The organism is Pseudomonas sp. UFMG81 (assembly GCF_015354575.1).
GTDB lineage: Bacteria > Pseudomonadota > Gammaproteobacteria > Pseudomonadales > Pseudomonadaceae > Aquipseudomonas.
Map to the genome: position 1 here is coordinate 41,285 of NZ_JACAFQ010000007.1, position 16,182 is coordinate 57,466.

The following is a 16,182-nucleotide window of genomic DNA, read 5'->3' on the forward strand; positions in this document are numbered from 1 at the left end:
GGCCCGGCTTAGCCGAGCGCGTCATCCACATCGACAAAACGACCGCCCCCATGGAAATCCGCCTGCTCCATGGCGCCGCCATCGCGCCTTATATCGATGACCTCGCTCGCCTGCGCCTGACGGTGTTCCGCGAGTTTCCCTACCTGTACCAGGGCACTGAAGCGTACGAAACCGACTACCTGGCCACCTATGCCCAATCCGGGCGCAGCCTGGTGGTGCTGGCGCTGGACGGCGGCCAGGTGGTCGGCGCCTCCACCGGCCTGCCGCTGGTGGACGAGACGCCCGAGTTCCAGCAGCCGTTCCTGGCCCAGGGCCGTGACCCGGCCTCGGTCTACTACTTCGGTGAGTCGGTGTTGCTGCCGGCCTACCGGGGCCAGGGGCTGGGCGTGCGGTTCTTCATCGAGCGCGAGTCCTATGCCCACAAACTGGCCGAGTTCGACTATTGCGCCTTCTGCGCGGTGGAGCGCCCGGCCGGGCATCCGCGCCGACCTTCGGACTACAAGCCGTTGCATGGGTTCTGGCGCAACCGTGGTTTCCTGCATGAGCCCTCGCTGCGCACAACCTACAGCTGGCGCGACCTCGACGAGCCGGAGCAGTCGAGCAAGATAATGTCGTTCTGGCTCAAGGCGCTGCCGGCATGATTCGCCTCGCCGCCTGCCAGTACGCCATCGAGTTGCATGACAGCTGGGCCGCCTACGCCGAGCACCTGCAAGGGCTGTGTGCCGAGGCCGTGGGGCAGGGCGCCCAGCTGTTGCTGTTGCCCGAGTACGCCGGGCTGGTGCTTAGCGGTCAGTTGCCAGCGGATCAGCGCGGCGATCTGCTGGGCTCTATCGTCGGTATCCAGCCGTTGATCGAACCGTGGCTGGCATTGTGCGAGGGCATCGCCCGGCGGTGGGGCATTTATCTGCAACCGGGCAGCGCACCGGTGCTGGACGCGGACGGCCGCTACCGCAACCGGGCCTGGCTGTTCGGCGCCGAGGGTGTGCTGGGGTATCAGGACAAACTGATGATGACCCGCTTCGAACGCGAGCAATGGGACATTGCCCCAGGAGAAGGGCTGAAGGTGTTCGATACCGCCTTGGGGCGGCTGGGCATCCTGATCTGCTACGACAACGAATTCCCGATGTTGGCCCGCACCCTGGCCGAGGGAGGCGCCGACTTGATCCTTGCCCCCAGCTGCACTGACACCGAGGCCGGTTATCACCGGGTGCGGATCGGCGCCCAGGCACGGGCGTTGGAAAACCAGATCGCAGTGTTGCAAAGCCCGACCGTGGGCCTGGCGCCGTGGTCGCTGGCGCTGGACGAGAACGTCGGCAAGGCGGGGTTGTTCGTACCGCCGGACCATGGCTTGCCGAAGGATGGGGTGATGGCTGAAAGTGAATTGCTGATGCCGGCGGGGAGCCGGTGGCTGGTCAGTGATATCGACCTGGATGCAGTGAGGCGCGTACGGCAGGCGGGGCAGGTTTTTACCTTCAGGGACTGGCCGGAGCAGTTTGACAAGGTCTTGTAGAAACAGCGGCGGCCCTCATCGCATGACACCCCACGCGTTTTGCGTAGGGGGCATGCGATGAGGGCCGCCGCTGTTACAGCTGGAGCTTACTTGACTTCGACAGCCAGGCTTTCGGCGATCTTGCCCTGCCACAGCGCAGGGCCGGTGATGTGTACCGACTCACCCTTGCTGTCCACCGCGACGGTGACCGGCATGTCCTTGACTTCGAACTCGTAGATCGCTTCCATGCCCAGCTCGGCGAAGGCCAGGACCTTCGACTTGCGGATGGCCTGGGCTACCAGGTAGGCAGCGCCGCCGACGGCCATCAGGTACACGGCCTTGTTGTCCTTGATCGCTTCGATGGCGGTCGGGCCACGTTCGGACTTGCCGATCATGCCCAGCAGGCCGGTCTGCTCGAGGATCTGGCGGGTGAACTTGTCCATGCGGGTGGCGGTGGTCGGGCCGGCTGGGCCTACCACTTCGTCACCGACCGGGTCGACCGGGCCGACGTAGTAGATGAAGCGGCCTTTCAGATCGACCGGCAGCTCCTCGCCACGGTTGAGCATTTCGACCATGCGCTTGTGCGCGGCGTCGCGGCCGGTGAGCATCTTGCCGTTGAGCAGGATGGTCTCGCCCGGCTGCCAGCTGGCGACTTCTTCCGGGGTGATTTCGTCGAGGTTGACGCGGCGGGCGCTTGGGCCGGCTTCCCAGACGATTTCCGGGTAGGCGTCCAGCGACGGCGCTTCCAGCTCGGCCGGGCCGTTGCCGTCGAGCACGAAGTGGGCGTGACGGGTGGCGGCGCAGTTGGGGATCATGCACACCGGCAGCGAGGCGGCGTGGGTCGGGTAGTCCATGATCTTGACGTCGAGCACGGTGGTCAGGCCGCCCAGGCCCTGGGCGCCGATGCCCAGCTGGTTGACCTTGTCGAACAGCTCCAGGCGGATCTCTTCAAGGCGGTTCTGCGGGCCACGGGCCTTGAGCTCATGGATGTCGATGGACTCCATCAACACTTCCTTGGCCATTACCGCGGCTTTCTCGGCGGTGCCGCCGATGCCGATACCCAGCATGCCAGGCGGGCACCAGCCAGCGCCCATGGTCGGAACGGTCTTGAGAACCCAGTCGACGATCGAGTCGGACGGGTTGAGCATGGCCATCTTCGACTTGTTTTCCGAACCGCCGCCTTTGGCAGCGACATCAACTTCAACTTTGTCGCCAGGGACGATCGAGTAGTGGATGACGGCCGGGGTGTTGTCCTTGGTGTTCTTGCGGGCACCGGCCGGGTCGGCCAGGATCGAGGCGCGCAGGACGTTCTCGGGCAGGTTGTAGGCGCGGCGCACACCTTCGTTGATCATGTCGTCGACGCTCATCGTGGCGCCGTCCCAGCGTACGTCCATACCGACACGGATGAACACGGTGACGATACCGGTGTCCTGGCAGATCGGGCGGTGGCCGGTGGCGCACATGCGCGAGTTGATCAGGATCTGGGCGATCGAGTCACGCGCGGCGGGCGACTCTTCACGCAGGTAGGCCTCGTGCATCGCCTGGATGAAGTCGACGGGGTGGTAGTACGAAATGAATTGCAGGGCGTCGGCAACGCTCTGAATCAGGTCGTCTTGCTTGATCACGGTCATGCAGCGCGCTCCTCTTAAAGACGGGAACATTCAAAAAGGCACACCGACAACGCACACCGGTATGTCGGAGGTGCCTGGCAAGGCTCCGGCTGGTCGGGCCGGGGCAAAAAGGCGCGGCAGTATACCGCGCCCCGCCCGGGGAAACACCTGCGGGTGGTCTGGACATTGGTCGGCTGCGAGGCGGGCATCGTTTTTGCTGGGGAGGTAGGATTGAGTGGGCTGGTTGCCTTGAGAAGAGCATCAAGCTTTTGTTGAGCGTTGGAATCGATTTCGCCAACGAGCCGTGTAGCCTGTGGGAGCGGGCTTGCCCGCGAAGCAAGCGACACGGTGGATGGCACCGGCTGCGCCGGTGTTCGCGGGCAAGCCCGCTCCCACAGGGACCTGCTAAATCAAGAAGAGAACCGAACATGCCCGAACTTCGCGTGGGCGAGCACCGCTTCACGGTACCGCCCGCCAGCAACCTGCTCGACGCCCTCAACGACGCCGGTTGCGCCGTACCCTACAGCTGCCGCGCCGGCAGTTGCCATGCCTGCCTGGTGCGTTGCCTGGACGGTGTGCCCGACGACGCCAAGCCCGAGGCCCTGGCGGCTGACAAGCGGGAACAGGGCTGGCGCCTGGCCTGTCAGTGTTCGGTCAGCAGCGACCTGCGTCTGGAGTTGTTCGACCCTCGACGCGACGGTGTTCCGGCAAAAGTCAGTGAGCTGGATTGGTTCGGCGACGTGCTGCGCTTGCGTCTGCGGCCCGAACGACCGTTTCGCTACCAGGCCGGCCAGCACCTGGTGCTATGGCGCGAGGGGGTCGCACGGCCCTATTCACTGGCGAGCCTGCCGGGAGAGGACGACTTTCTCGAATTCCACCTGGATTGTCGTCGGCCTGGAGCGTTTTGCGACCAGGCCAGGCGCTTGCAGGTGGGTGATGAAGTGCGCCTGGGCGAGCTAAGGGGAGGGGCGCTGCACTACGACCCGGAGTGGAACGATCGGCCGCTCTGGCTGCTGGCTGTCGGCACCGGTATCGCACCGCTGATGGGGGTGTTGCGCGAGGCATTGCGGCAGGGGCATCAGGGGCCTGTTCGGGTGTGGCATGTCGACGATACATGCTACCTGGAACAGACCATTGTCAGACTGGCGGTGGGCAACATTGATCTGATGTTCAGCTGTGTTTCGCGGTCTCAGTGGACCACCTTTTTGAATGATCTGCAGCCACCAAGGCAGACTATTGCATTGGTGTGCGGCGGTCCACAGCGTGTGCAAGCCTTGACGCGTCGCTTGCTGGTCGCCGGGCTCGCCCGGCGCCAGGTCTTCGCGGATGCTTTCGTGCGGGGGGGCAGCGTCGGTTGATGGCTGCTGTATCTCACTGCTTGACGGATGGTGTGTGGCTGTAAAATCGCAGCACAAAGCCCTTACCTGTTGCGTAATCGTCGCCAAAACCCACTGTCGCGCCATCGGGCTGCATCACATATCCGTGTAGATGGACGTTGTAAAGTGGGCGGACGTGAAAAGTACCTGCATCAAAGAACGAATCGTCGATAAGCCCACTGGCGTGATAGCGCCCGAGGACCAAACCATAGGGGCCGGTGATCGGTTCCTTTTGTCCTGATCCAAACAGCATAAAGACCTGCTTCGGTTGCGCAGTGCTGATGAATTGCCAGGAACTGTTCGAGCTATCCGTGCGATAAAAATCCTTGTAGTTGGTTTCCAGCTCGAGCTGATGACCGTCAGCGGTGAAAAGGCGTATGACGGCGCGCTTGCCGTACATCAATGCGTTGTCACCGATGCAAACAATGCTCCCATCCTCTTTCAAGGCTGCACTCAGGAACCATTCGTTGGCAATTTTTACTTCCCCGTAATCACCGAATTCTTCGTCCCTCTCGCCATTGGTCTTCAGGCGTATGATGATTGCGCCATAGAAGTCATAGCGGCGATAACCGACCAGGAGTATTCGATCATCCTGTAGCAATAGCATCTGGGGTATGAGTTCACCCGGCTCCGTGAACTGCCTGTAGCCCTGCTCAGCGAATCCCGTATCGATTTTCCCCTCGAGATCAAGCTTGCATAGATACCTGCCCTCGTTGTGGCGGGCGATGACATATAGAGCATCTGTGCCTTGCACAATGCATGGGCCGAGGGCACTTCCGTGGTGAGGTTCTAGAAAGGCTGAGTGATCGGATTTGCCATGCTGATCGTTGAATGTATGGCTTGAGTCATTGTACGTCGTGCTAGGCAGTGTCAATGCTTTATCTGGCCGATCAGCAGGTGGTGTGAAAATCCAATACCCTGCATTACCGAACGTGGTATCCAAGGCGCCATTCTTGTGCAGGCAGACCAACCCATGGTAGATGTTGTTGTTACTTTGCAAGGGGCCTGACAACAAAAGACGTTTATCTGCGAGCAAGGTGATTCCGGTTGGGTGAAAGACACCAAGATCGCCAGGGAAGACGCCTTTGACAATGCCATCTTCGGGAAATACGGGGTCTAACGTGCCATGGTTATTCAACCAGAACAGGACGTAATGCCCTTCGCGACCAATCCCTGCGCATAGCAGCCGGTCCTTCACCGGCAAGCACGCGGTGATTCTGCTTATTTTTTCCGAAACCCAGGCTATTCCGCCCTCCCCGAAGTTCGGGTCCAGGGGCGAATCGGCGGTATTGGAGTTGTGCATCGTCGAGACCTCCAGGAGAGAGCTCTTAATATGTCAGACCGCAGTGGGGGCTAATACTGGTAAAAATGCTAGCTGCTCAGTCCCAGAGAGTCGTGGTGCATAGAGGATGACAGCACCAAACAAAAAGCCCCGGGACTCGCATCCCGGGGCTTTTTCGTCAAACCAACAGCTTCAGACCAGCGGATCACCGACATGCAGGATCTTCATGCCATTGGTGCCACCGATGGTGTGGTAGCTGTCGCCCTTGGTGAGGATGACCCAGTCACCTTGCTCCACCAAACCACGCTTGAGCAGCTCGTCCACTGCTGCCTGGCTGACCTTGTCGGCCGGCAGCGAGGCCGGGTCGAAGGCGATCGGGTAGACGCCGCGGAACATGTTGGCACGGGCCTGGGTGGCACGGTGCGGCGACAGCGCGTAGATCGGCACGTGCGAACGCAGGCGCGACATGATCAGCGGGGTGTAGCCACTTTCGGTGAGGGCGATGATCGCTTTCACACCTGGGAAGTGGTTGGCGGTGTACATCGCCGCCAGGGCGATGGACTCGTCGCAGCGCTCGAAGGTGGTGTGCAGGCGGTGGCTGGACTTCTGGCTGGTCGGGTGCTTTTCGGCGCCCGAGCAGATACGCGCCATGGCCTGGACCGCTTCGATCGGGTAGCTGCCGGCGGCACTTTCGGCCGACAGCATCACCGCGTCGGTGTTGTCGAGCACGGCGTTGGCCACGTCGGACACTTCGGCACGGGTCGGCATCGGGTTCTGGATCATCGACTCCATCATCTGGGTCGCCACGATCACCGCCTTGTTGTTGCGGCGGGCGTGCTGGATGATCTTTTTCTGGATGGCGATCAGCTCGGCGTCGCCGATTTCCACACCCAGGTCGCCACGGGCAACCATGACCGCGTCGGAAGCGAGGATCAGCTGGTCGAGGGTCTCGTCGTCGGCTACGGCTTCGGCACGCTCGATCTTGGCCACCAGCCAGGCGCTGCCGCCGGCTTCGTCACGCAGCTTGCGGGCGTATTCCATGTCGCTGGCGTCACGTGGGAACGACACGGCCAGGTAGTCCAGGTCCATTTCCGCGGCCAGCTTGATGTCGGCCTTGTCTTTCTCGGTCAGGGCCGGCGCGGTCAGGCCGCCACCCTTGCGGTTGATGCCTTTGTGGTCGGACAGCGGGCCACCGATGATCACCACGCAGTGCAGGGCGTCTGCCGTGGCGGTCTCGACGCGCATGACCACGCGGCCGTCGTCGAGCAGCAGTTCGTCACCGACACCGCAGTCCTTGACCAGGTCGGGGTAGTCGATGCCGACGATGTCCTGGGTGCCTTCGGTGAGCGGGTGGGCGGTGGAGAAGGTGAACTTGTCACCGACTTTCAGTTCGATGCGCTTGTTGGCGAACTTGGCGATGCGGATCTTCGGACCCTGCAGGTCGCCCAGCAGCGCGACGTGGCGGCCGTTCTTGGCGGCGATGTCGCGGATCAGGCGGGCGCGGGCCTTGTGCTCGTCCGGGGTGCCGTGGGAGAAGTTCAGGCGTGCCACGTCCAGGCCAGCGAGGATCAGTTGTTCGATCACTTCCGGCGAGTTGCTGGCGGGGCCAAGGGTGGCGACGATTTTGGTACGGCGGATGGTCATGCACAGACTCCTATAGTGAAGCGCAGCGAAAGGCTACTCCTCAATTACGCTGTAGTCATTGTTCCGTTGCACTACGTGCACATCAGGCTGGGTTGCGTTTGAACGGCGGGGGTATGCTTGCAAAAGCCTGTGAAGATTTGCCGTTAAAGGCCGATACACTGCCCATCAAAGGAGAACTCCCATGCGCACCCTGATCGTTTTGACCATGGCGGCCAGTGTCGTCGGCTGCACCCGTTGGTCCATGGACCACCACTTGAACAATGCCTACCGCGCCTACGACCGTGGCGACTGCTCGAAAGTGATGCTGGAGCTGTCCCAGGTCGACCGCACCAGCCGCGCGCGCCCGTTCATCCACCCGGAAGTGTCGATGCTGCGTGGCCAGTGCCTGGAGCGCGAGAAGCTCTACGTCGATGCGGCGCAGACCTACCAGTACCTGATCCAGCAATACCCGCGCAATGAATACGCCTACCGCGCCCAGGCCCGCCTGCAGACGCTGGAAAAACTGGGCTATCTGCGTGGCGAGTCGGCAGTGGCCACGCCAGCGAATGCTACACCTTGGCGTTAATCCCAAGGTGTCAGCGATTTCATGGAAGTGGCCCACCGTGCTGCGCTAATCTGGTAAACATGTTGTAACGATCATTGCCAGTACCTTGCATTCCTGGCACCGGGTACAGGATTGCTCTGCCGCCATGTTTATCGAACGCCATATAGAACGTCATCAACTGCCTTGTGTGCTCAAGGTGTACAACCGCTTCACCGACCAGCAGATCGGCTATCTGGGCAATGCCTCCGAGGATGGCATGATGCTGATCAGCCAGTTGCCGGTGCTGGTGGGGCCGGACTTCGAGCTGCAATTGCGCGTGCCGCTGGCTGGCGGCGGCGTGCAGTTCATCAACCTCACAGCCAGTTGCCTGTGGTGCCGGGAAGACGAGACACCCGGCCACTACGATGCTGGCTTCATGTTGTTGCAAGCCCCTGCCGAATATGACGCGTTCGTCCGCTCCCTGCGCGCTTTCTTCAGCTTCCGCCCGGTGAACGCTTCGGCCTGAAGGCTGGCTCGGGTCGGGCAAGGCCCGTAGACTCTGGTCGACCTTGAGTTACAGGACGACCCCGTGAGCTCCAGCATCTTCTGGCACGACTACGAAACCACCGGCATCAATCCGCGCTGCGATCGCCCGTTGCAAGTGGCCGGCGTGCGCACCGACCTTGACCTCAACGAGGTCGAGGCCCCGGTCAATCTCTATTGCCGGCCCTCCGACGATATCCTGCCGCACCCGGCGGCCTGCCTGGTGACGGGCATCACCCCGCAGCAACTGGCCAGCCAGGGCGTGTGCGAAGCCGAGTTCATGACCCGCGTTCATGCGCAGTTGGCTCGGCCGGGCACCTGCGGTGCCGGCTACAACACCCTGCGCTTCGACGACGAGGTCACCCGCTACAGCCTCTACCGCAACTTCTTCGACCCCTATGCCCGCGAATGGCAGGGCGGTAACAGCCGCTGGGACCTGATCGACGTGGTACGCACCGCTTATGCCTTGCGCCCTGAAGGGATCGTCTGGCCGCAGCAGGATGGGCGCACCAGCCTGCGCCTGGAGTTGCTGAGCAAGGCCAACGGCATTGACCATGGCCATGCCCACGAAGCGCTTTCCGACGTACGGGCGACCATCGCCCTGGCGCGGTTGATTCGTGAAAAGCAACCGAAACTCTATGACTGGCTGTTCCAACTGCGCAGCAAACACAAAGTCATGGAACAGATTCGCTTGTTGCAGCCGTTGGTGCATGTGTCCGGGCGTTTCTCGGCCCAGCGCAACTATATCGGTGTGGTGTTGCCGCTGGCCTGGCACCCGGTCAATCGCAATGCACTGATTGTGTGCGACTTGAGCCAGGACACATCACCCCTGTTGCAGGAAAGTGCCGAGGCACTGCGACAGCGGTTGTACACCCGCCGCGAAGAGTTGGCCGCAGGGCAACTACCCGTACCGCTCAAGTTAGTGCATATCAATCGTTGCCCGGTACTGGCACCGTTGTCGGTAATACGCCCGGCCGATCAACAGCGGTTGGCCCTGGACATGGCAGTGTTGCAAGCGCACGGCGAACAGTTGGCTAACCAGCAGGCACTTTGGCAGGACAAGCTCGAGGTCATCTATGGCCGGGAAGAGTTCGCCCCCTGTGAGGATCCTGAACAACAGTTGTATGACGGGTTCCTCGGCGACCGGGACCGACGCCTGTGCGAACAAGTGCGAATTGCTGAGCCTGCGCAGTTAGGGCAAGGGCATTGGATGTTCGATGATGCGCGGATGCCCGAGCTGTTGTTCCGCTACCGTGCACGCAACTTTTCCGACACGCTCGATGAACAGGAGCGGGCGCGATGGCATGCATTCTGTCAACAGCGACTCAGTGATCCGAAGATGGGCGCACCCAATACCCTGGACGGCTTTGATACCGCGCTGCAGGACTGCTGGGCCGGCGCTGGCGAGGCGGGCCGAGAGGTGCTGGACGCCTGGCGGGCGCATGCCGGGCAATTGCGCTTGCAATTCCAGCTTTGAGTTGAACGAGTAAACAACAAAAAACGCCGGCAATGGCCGGCGTTTTTCATCTTGTAACCGATACGCTTGCGCGGAATATCAGTCCAGCAGAGTGGCCCAGCCTTCGACGACGTCGCCGCCCCACTTGGCTTTCCATTCTTTCAGGGTCTTGTGGTTGCCACCCTTGGTTTCGATAACCTCGCCATTGTGCGGGTTCTTGTATTGCTTGACCTTGCGCGCACGCTTGGTAGCAACGGCCTTGACCGCACCGCGTGGGGCTTTGCTCAGTTTGCTTTCCGGGTCGAGCAGGGCGATTACGTCACGCAGCGACTTGCCGTTCTCGGCCATCAGCTCACGCAGCTTCTTTTCGAATTCCAGTTCTTTCTGCAGCTTGCCGTCTTGCTGCAGGTTGGTCAGGCGAGCCTGAAGTTCCTTGATGGCTTCTTCGGTAGCGCGGTATTCGTTGATCAGGGACATGGAGTGTTCCTTAATGCATGTTCAGGGAGACAGTGTCGGGATAATAGACAGCCGATACTCGCAAGTAAACAATTAAAAAGTATTGAATCATTTAATAGTGTTGATAGGACGGGAACAGAATTAGGTTAAGAAAAATTTACATAGTGTGTGGGCCAGTGGCCATACCCCTTTGCCAAGCAGGGAAATGCCTGATGCGCATGTGCCTTGCTGACGCAGGCGGCAAGGCTGTCGATCCTTACTGCGTTTTTCCCCTCAGGCCGCTAGAATATGCGCCTTTGCGAAGTTCTGGAGCTCCCTCATGCGCACCTATCGACTGGTGATTGCCTGCCCCGACCGTGTCGGTATCGTGGCGAAAGTCAGTAATTTCCTGGCCCTCTACAATGGCTGGATCAACGAAGCCAGCCACCACTCCGACGAGCAGAGCGGTTGGTTCTTCATGCGCCATGAGATCCGCGCCGAGTCGCTGCCGTTCGGCATCGAAGCCTTCCGCGAAGCCTTTGCACCGATCGCCGAAGAGTTCCAGATGACCTGGCGGGTTACCGATTCGGCGCAAAAGAAGCGCGTGGTGCTGATGGCCAGCCGCGAGTCCCACTGCCTCGCCGACCTGCTGCACCGCTGGCACACTGACGAGCTGGACTGCGAGATCCCCTGCGTGATCTCCAACCACGACGACCTGCGTAGCATGGTCGAGTGGCACGGCATTCCGTTCTTCCATGTACCGGTCGACCCCAAGGACAAGGCTCCGGCCTTCGCCGAGGTCTCGCGCCTGGTCCAGGAACACGGTGCCGATGTGGTGGTACTGGCTCGCTATATGCAAATCCTGCCGCCGCAGCTGTGCCAGGACTACGCGGAAAAGGTCATCAACATCCACCACAGCTTCCTGCCATCGTTCGTCGGTGCCAAGCCGTATCACCAGGCCGCCCTGCGTGGCGTGAAGCTGATCGGCGCCACCTGCCACTACGTCACCGAAGAGCTGGATGCCGGCCCGATCATCGAGCAGGACGTGGTGCGTGTGAGCCATGCCGACAGCATCGAAGATATGGTCCGTTTCGGCCGTGACGTAGAGAAGATGGTGCTGGCCCGTGGCCTGCGCTATCACCTGGAAGACCGCGTGCTGGTGCACGGCAACAAGACTGTCGTGTTCGATTGATGTGTGCGAGGGCTGCCTTGCAGCCCTGATCGCCGGCAAGCCCCACCCTGAAGTTTGCACGTCACCTGTAGGAGCGGCCTTGTGCCGCGATAGGGCCGCAAAGCGGCCCCGGCGATCTTGGACGTACTCGAGATCCTGGGGGCGCTGCGCGCCCCTTTCGCGGCACAAGGCCGCTCCTACAGAGGCCTGCGCAAGACAGTTGCTCCCACCTTGACCGCGCTATTCTGAAGACATGCGTTACATCTGTGGGAGCTGCGGTTCGCCGCCGCGGCTTGCCGGCGATCAGGGCGCATGGCGCCCATACTTCGTGAGGCTAGCTCCATGGCCCGTCGCAATACACCCACCGCATCGCCCCCCGCGACCCGCGGCGAAGGCTGCCTGGCCCGTTTCGATCCCGATGCGCTGAGCGCTGAGGACGGCACCGAGTTCCCCGGCGCCGCCGAGCTGTGGCAGGCCCTCAACCCGCCAGCCGCCGACAGCGCTCCACCTTCAGCTGCACTGCAAACGGTGGTGAGGGCCCGCGGGCGTAGCAACAACTGACCGGCGTCGAACTGGCCCCTCCACACGGTCAGGTTGATCGGTTCAATGGGCGGCCTGGCGCGCCAGCCAGGCGGACTTGGTCAGTGGCTCGCGGCCTTGGGCCAGCAAGCCCTGCAGGGTCTCGAGCCAGTATGTGCGCGAACTGGCGTGGCGCATGTCCACCGGGTGCAGGCCCAGGCGCAGGGTGTTGGCGTCTCGCCAGCGTTGGCATTGCCAGTTGCTGACCATGTGCGACAGGCCACGGCGCCAGGCACTACCTGCGCTCCAGACCAGCCCAGGGGCTTGGAAGGCCGCAAAGTCGGGCAGGCGGTACAGGTGCTGTGGGGTGCTGGTATAGCGCAATGGCAATTGGCGCAAGGCCTGGCGCGTACCTTCGCTCATGAGCCAGGCGGGGGCGACGAAGCCGGCGACCGGCCAACCCTGTTGCTCGAACATCGCCAGGCCGGCCTGTAGCCGTTGCAACGCAGCAGCCTGGCCGAGCCCATGGAACTCGCCTTCGTGGGTGTAGATGCGACGCATGAAGTACTCGCGCGGCCCGCGCGGCGCCGGCCCGTCATCGGCATGGTAATAGCCATGCAACGCCAGTTCGTCGCCCATGGCCAGCCGCCGTTCGAGCAGGCGGCAGAAGGTCGGCGACCGGGTCAGGGCATTGCGGTGATGGAAATCCGGCACCACCAGCCAGGTCATCGGCACCCCGCCAAGTGCGTCAATGGCCTGGACGAAGGGTTGGTAGTCCGGCCAGGTTTCGGGCGCGACATCGTGCAGCACCAGCATCAGGCTGCGTGCGGCGCCGCCAGCCTCAGCCATGGGCGCGAGCCCGGGGTTGGTGGCCGAGCACCGCTTGATAGTGCTGCAGCAGGCCACCGACCACGGCGTCCCAGCTGTAGTGGAGCTCGGCGTGCAGGCGAGCCTGCACGCCGAGCTGACGAACCCCTGCCTCGAAGGCCTCGTGCACCGCCTCGGCCATTGCCGCACCGTCGTTGGGACGGCACAGGCGGCCACAGTGTTCGTTGACGATTTCGCCGAACGCCCCGGCCCGCACGGCGACCACCGGGGTGGCGCTGGCCATGGCTTCGAGTATGACCAGGCCGAAGGTTTCCTGGTCGCCTGCATGCAGCAGCAGGTCGGCGCTGGCGAGCAGCCGCGCGACGTCCTGCGGTGGGCAGAAGTGATCGATGACGCTGACGTTGTCCGGCACGCTGGCCGGCATGCTCGAACCCACCAGTAGCAGGTGGTAGCGAGGCCCCAGCATGCGCATGCAATCGAGCAGCACCGGCAGGTTCTTTTCCCGCGAGCCGCGCCCGGCGAACACCAGTAGCCGGCTGGTGTCGGCGATGCCCAGTTCGCGGCGCAGGCCCGGGTCGCGCCGGGCGGGGTTGAACAGCGTCAGGTCGACGCCCAGGCGCTGCACATGCACATCTTTAACCCCTAGCCTGCGCAACTTGTCGGCCATCACCTGGCTGGGCGCCAGCACCCGGTCGAAGTTGCCGTACAGCTTGCTGACGTAGGCCTCGACATTGGGGGTGAACCAGTTGCCCATGCGATTGCTCACCAGCAGCGGCAGGTCGGAGTGATAAAAGCCGATGACCGGCACACCCAGCTTGCGGCGAGCCTCCAGCGCAGCCCAGGCGGTGAGGTAGGGGTCGCCGACTTCGATCAGGTCGGGTTGCAGGCGGCGCAGCACCTTGCACCAGGGGGCCAGGCGCACCGGGAAGCGGTAGCCATTGCCAAAGGGCAGGGGCGGGGCGGGGACCTGGTAGATACCGTTGCTATGGACGGTACTGGCGCCGGGGATCAGCAGGCTGTGACGTACGCCGGGCATGGCGTCGAGGCGGTGGTGTTTGGCATCAAGGTAGGTCCGTACGCCGCCGCTGGCCGGGGCGTAGAACATGGTGATGTCAGCGATGTGCACGATCAGCATCCCTCCGGGATCGTCCTCGGGTCTGTCATCCGGCGACTACAGGCCGGCGATGACGCGCCTAAAGGTTGACCTTTATGAAGGATAGTTTGTTCGATCGGGCTATGAAGGGAGGATGGCCGGGAGTACCCATCGCGGGGCAAGCCCGCTCCCACGTGGGAGCGGGCTTGCCCCGCGATAAGGCCGTTAGATACGGAAGCTGCCGACCAGGTGTTTCAGGCGGCCGGCCTGCTGCTCGAGGTCCGAGCAGGCGCGCAGGGTGGCCTGCAGGTTCTCGACGCCTTCCTGGTTGAGCATGTTGATTTCGTTGATGTCCATGTTGATCGAGTCGACCACGGCGGTCTGCTCTTCGGTGGCGGTGGCCACCGACTGGTTCATGCCGTCGATCTCGCCGATGCGCTGGGTCACGCTGCCCAGGCGCTCGCCGGCCTGGTTGGCGATGTCCATGCTGTCCTGGCTGTGGCGCTGGCTCTGGCCCATGGTGTCGACCGACTCGCGGGCGCCGACCTGCAGCTCCTCGATCATGGTCTGCACCTGCTGCGCCGACTCCTGGGTGCGGTGCGCCAGGTTACGCACCTCGTCCGCCACCACGGCAAAACCACGCCCGGCCTCACCGGCACGGGCGGCTTCGATGGCGGCGTTGAGCGCCAGCAGGTTGGTCTGCTGGGAGATGCTGGTGATCACTTCGAGGATCTGGCCGATGTTGACGGTCTTGTTGTTGAGGGTCTCGATGTGCGCGCTGGAGTCGACGATCAGGTCCGACAGGCGGTTCATCGCTTCGATGTTGCGCTGCACCACCTGCTGCCCTTCCTCGGCCAGCAGGCGTGCGGAGCTGGCGTGCTGCGAGGCTTGCGCGGCGTTGCCGGCGATTTCCTGGGCCGCCGCGCCGAGCTGGTTGATGGCTGCGGCGACGCTATTGGTGCGGTTGGACTGCTCGTCGGAGTTGGTCATCGACGAGTTGGAGGCGCTGATCACCCGCAGTGCCACCTCGTTGACCTGCTCGGTGGCCGAGGACACTTCGCGGATCGAACCGTGGATACGTTCGACGAAGCGGTTGAAGGCGGTGCCGAGGATGCCGAATTCGTCGTGGCTGTGAATTTCCAGGCGGCGGGTCAGGTCACCCTCGCCCTCGGCGATGTTCTCCATGGCGCGGGTCATGGTGTTCAGCGGCTGCAACAGCACGCGGATCAGCAGGCCGAGCAGGGCGATGATGATCACCACCGCCACTGCGGTGGCAATCACCGCCGAGGTACGGAAGTTGCTGAGCATGACGAAGGCTTTGTCCTTGTCCACCGACAGGCCGATGTACCAGTTGGCCGACGGCAGGCCTTTGACCGGGGTGAAGGTCAGCAGGCGGGTCTGGCCGTTGAGCTCGACTTCGGTCAGCTCACGGGACAAACGGGGGGTGTTCTGCGGGTACAAGTCCGACAGCGACTTCATCACCAGGTTCTTGTCCGGGTGCACCAGGATCTTGCCCTGGTCATTGACCAGGAAGGCGTAGCCCATGCCGCCGAAGTTCAGCGAGTTGATGATCTCTACCAGGCCGTCCAGGGCCAGGTCGCCGCCGACCACGCCCACCGAGCGCGAGGCGGTGCTGATGATCGAGATGACCATCTTGTTGGTGGCCATGTCGATGTAGGGTTCGGTGAGCATCGGGCCGCTGGCGTTCAGGCCGTCCTTGTACCAGGGGCGCACACGCGGGTCGTAGCCATCGGGCATCTTGGTGTCGGGGCGTACGGTGAAGCTGCCGTCGGGCTGGCCCAGGTAGATGGTCAAAAAGCTGGAGGTCAGGGCGTTCTGGCCCAGCAGGGTGCCGATGTTCTGCGGGTACTGGGCCAGGTTCTGGGCGACGTTCTCGACCAGCTTGATGCGCCCTTCGAACAGGTTGCGGATGTTGGTGGACGTGGATTCGCCCATCTCAGCCAGGTAGTTCTCCAGGTTTTCGCGAATGGCATTACGCTGGAGGTAGTCGTTGTACAGGGTGAACAAGCTGAAGGCGAGGATCACGATCAGTGATGCTGCCAGAAGAATCTTGTGGCTGAAACGTAGGCTTTTATTCATGACGTGATGCGTCCGCTAAGGTTTTTTTATCGGGTCGTTCGCACAAAGCACGGTGGGAAAACAGTGCAACAGGTCCCGTGGGTCCTTTTCGGGGTTGTTACTGTCTTTCTGGT

15 protein-coding genes and 1 pseudogene are annotated in these 16,182 nt (G+C 62.4%); 8 read left to right on the forward strand and 8 right to left on the reverse strand.

Translation table 11 applies throughout. The annotated features are described in order from the left end of the window. The first annotated feature begins 50 nt into the window (after window positions 1–50). Both IX761_RS07300 and IX761_RS07305 read left to right on the forward strand, forming a co-directional pair. Entirely contained in the window at window positions 51–641 is a 591-nt protein-coding gene (locus tag IX761_RS07300; protein WP_194788945.1) for a GNAT family acetyltransferase, read from the forward strand. Beyond that, complete coding sequence (locus IX761_RS07305; RefSeq protein WP_194788946.1) at window positions 638–1,510, forward strand: carbon-nitrogen hydrolase family protein; 873 nt, start codon at window positions 638–640, stop codon at window positions 1,508–1,510. Before IX761_RS07300 ends, IX761_RS07305 begins: the two co-directional genes overlap by 4 nt. Window positions 1,511–1,596: 86 nt before the next feature. Here IX761_RS07305 and IX761_RS07310 read toward each other — a convergent pair whose 3' ends face one another. Next, window positions 1,597–3,120 (reverse strand): fumarate hydratase, encoded by a 1,524-nt coding sequence (locus IX761_RS07310; RefSeq protein WP_194788947.1) that lies wholly within the window; start codon window positions 3,118–3,120, stop codon window positions 1,597–1,599. A 407-nt stretch (window positions 3,121–3,527) separates the two neighbouring features. On the opposite strand from IX761_RS07310, the gene IX761_RS07315 reads away from it, so the two are divergent. After that, window positions 3,528–4,457: an iron-sulfur-binding ferredoxin reductase gene (locus IX761_RS07315; protein WP_194788948.1), complete on the forward strand. Its 930-nt coding sequence runs from the start codon at window positions 3,528–3,530 to the stop codon at window positions 4,455–4,457. Window positions 4,458–4,470: 13 nt separating this feature from the next. Here IX761_RS07315 and IX761_RS07320 read toward each other — a convergent pair whose 3' ends face one another. Both IX761_RS07320 and pyk read right to left on the reverse strand, forming a co-directional pair. After that, on the reverse strand, window positions 4,471–5,778 hold the full coding sequence (locus IX761_RS07320) for a hypothetical protein (RefSeq protein ID WP_194788949.1): 1,308 nt from the start codon (window positions 5,776–5,778) through the stop codon (window positions 4,471–4,473). Between the two features lie 171 nt (window positions 5,779–5,949). After that, entirely contained in the window at window positions 5,950–7,401 is a 1,452-nt protein-coding gene (gene pyk / locus IX761_RS07325) for a pyruvate kinase (protein WP_194788950.1), read from the reverse strand. Window positions 7,402–7,582: 181 nt separating this feature from the next. Here pyk and IX761_RS07330 point away from each other — a divergent pair, with 181 nt between their 5' ends. From IX761_RS07330 to sbcB, 3 genes are all read left to right on the forward strand, one after another. Next, window positions 7,583–7,966 (forward strand): tetratricopeptide repeat protein, encoded by a 384-nt coding sequence (locus IX761_RS07330; RefSeq protein ID WP_194788951.1) that lies wholly within the window; start codon window positions 7,583–7,585, stop codon window positions 7,964–7,966. A gap of 124 nt (window positions 7,967–8,090) precedes the next feature. Next, window positions 8,091–8,450, forward strand: a complete 360-nt coding sequence (locus IX761_RS07335; protein ID WP_194788952.1) for a PilZ domain-containing protein — start codon at window positions 8,091–8,093, stop codon at window positions 8,448–8,450. Between the two features lie 63 nt (window positions 8,451–8,513). Then, complete coding sequence (gene sbcB / locus IX761_RS07340; protein WP_194788953.1) at window positions 8,514–9,944, forward strand: exodeoxyribonuclease I; 1,431 nt, start codon at window positions 8,514–8,516, stop codon at window positions 9,942–9,944. Window positions 9,945–10,022: 78 nt separating this feature from the next. On the opposite strand, the gene mvaT is transcribed toward sbcB, so the two are convergent. Then, on the reverse strand, window positions 10,023–10,400 hold the full coding sequence (gene mvaT, locus IX761_RS07345) for a histone-like nucleoid-structuring protein MvaT (protein ID WP_194788954.1): 378 nt from the start codon (window positions 10,398–10,400) through the stop codon (window positions 10,023–10,025). Between the two features lie 298 nt (window positions 10,401–10,698). Between mvaT and purU the strand changes: the two genes are divergently transcribed. Beyond that, window positions 10,699–11,550, forward strand: coding sequence for a formyltetrahydrofolate deformylase (gene purU / locus IX761_RS07350; protein ID WP_194788955.1), 852 nt, complete (start codon window positions 10,699–10,701; stop codon window positions 11,548–11,550). Window positions 11,551–11,871: 321 nt separating this feature from the next. Then, a complete protein-coding gene (locus IX761_RS07355) occupies window positions 11,872–12,090 on the forward strand; it encodes a hypothetical protein (RefSeq protein ID WP_228533325.1) in 219 nt (72 codons plus the stop codon). Between the two features lie 42 nt (window positions 12,091–12,132). Here the strand turns inward: IX761_RS07355 and IX761_RS07360 are convergent, their stop codons facing one another. The 4 genes and pseudogenes from IX761_RS07360 to IX761_RS27530 form a co-directional block, all read right to left on the reverse strand. Then, on the reverse strand, window positions 12,133–12,897 hold the full coding sequence (locus tag IX761_RS07360; RefSeq protein WP_194788957.1) for a DUF2334 domain-containing protein: 765 nt from the start codon (window positions 12,895–12,897) through the stop codon (window positions 12,133–12,135). Next, a complete protein-coding gene (locus IX761_RS07365) occupies window positions 12,890–14,011 on the reverse strand; it encodes a glycosyltransferase family 4 protein (protein WP_194788958.1) in 1,122 nt (373 codons plus the stop codon). The genes IX761_RS07360 and IX761_RS07365 overlap by 8 nt, the downstream gene beginning before the upstream one ends. A gap of 183 nt (window positions 14,012–14,194) precedes the next feature. Continuing rightward, on the reverse strand, window positions 14,195–14,959 hold the full coding sequence (locus tag IX761_RS27525; protein WP_416366763.1) for a methyl-accepting chemotaxis protein: 765 nt from the start codon (window positions 14,957–14,959) through the stop codon (window positions 14,195–14,197). 93 nt (window positions 14,960–15,052) lie between these two features. After that, window positions 15,053–16,069 (reverse strand): annotated as a pseudogene (locus tag IX761_RS27530) (cache domain-containing protein); the annotation flags it as partial. Window positions 16,070–16,182: the final 113 nt, after the last annotated feature.

Excerpts from the sequence above, each read along its gene's own strand:
- IX761_RS07300 (WP_194788945.1), top strand. The coding sequence starts at position 51 with ATGGAAATCCGCCTGCTCCATGGCGCCGCCATCGCGCCTTATATCGAT.
- IX761_RS07305 (WP_194788946.1), top strand. The coding sequence starts at position 638 with ATGATTCGCCTCGCCGCCTGCCAGTACGCCATCGAGTTGCATGACAGC.
- IX761_RS07310 (WP_194788947.1), bottom strand. The coding sequence starts at position 3,120 with ATGACCGTGATCAAGCAAGACGACCTGATTCAGAGCGTTGCCGACGCC.
- IX761_RS07315 (WP_194788948.1), top strand. The coding sequence starts at position 3,528 with ATGCCCGAACTTCGCGTGGGCGAGCACCGCTTCACGGTACCGCCCGCC.
- IX761_RS07320 (WP_194788949.1), bottom strand. The coding sequence starts at position 5,778 with ATGCACAACTCCAATACCGCCGATTCGCCCCTGGACCCGAACTTCGGG.
- pyk (WP_194788950.1), bottom strand. The coding sequence starts at position 7,401 with ATGACCATCCGCCGTACCAAAATCGTCGCCACCCTTGGCCCCGCCAGC.
- IX761_RS07330 (WP_194788951.1), top strand. The coding sequence starts at position 7,583 with ATGCGCACCCTGATCGTTTTGACCATGGCGGCCAGTGTCGTCGGCTGC.
- IX761_RS07335 (WP_194788952.1), top strand. The coding sequence starts at position 8,091 with ATGTTTATCGAACGCCATATAGAACGTCATCAACTGCCTTGTGTGCTC.
- mvaT (WP_194788954.1), bottom strand. The coding sequence starts at position 10,400 with ATGTCCCTGATCAACGAATACCGCGCTACCGAAGAAGCCATCAAGGAA.
- purU (WP_194788955.1), top strand. The coding sequence starts at position 10,699 with ATGCGCACCTATCGACTGGTGATTGCCTGCCCCGACCGTGTCGGTATC.
- IX761_RS07355 (WP_228533325.1), top strand. The coding sequence starts at position 11,872 with ATGGCCCGTCGCAATACACCCACCGCATCGCCCCCCGCGACCCGCGGC.
- IX761_RS07360 (WP_194788957.1), bottom strand. The coding sequence starts at position 12,897 with ATGGCTGAGGCTGGCGGCGCCGCACGCAGCCTGATGCTGGTGCTGCAC.
- IX761_RS07365 (WP_194788958.1), bottom strand. The coding sequence starts at position 14,011 with ATGCTGATCGTGCACATCGCTGACATCACCATGTTCTACGCCCCGGCC.
- IX761_RS27525 (WP_416366763.1), bottom strand. The coding sequence starts at position 14,959 with ATGACCAACTCCGACGAGCAGTCCAACCGCACCAATAGCGTCGCCGCA.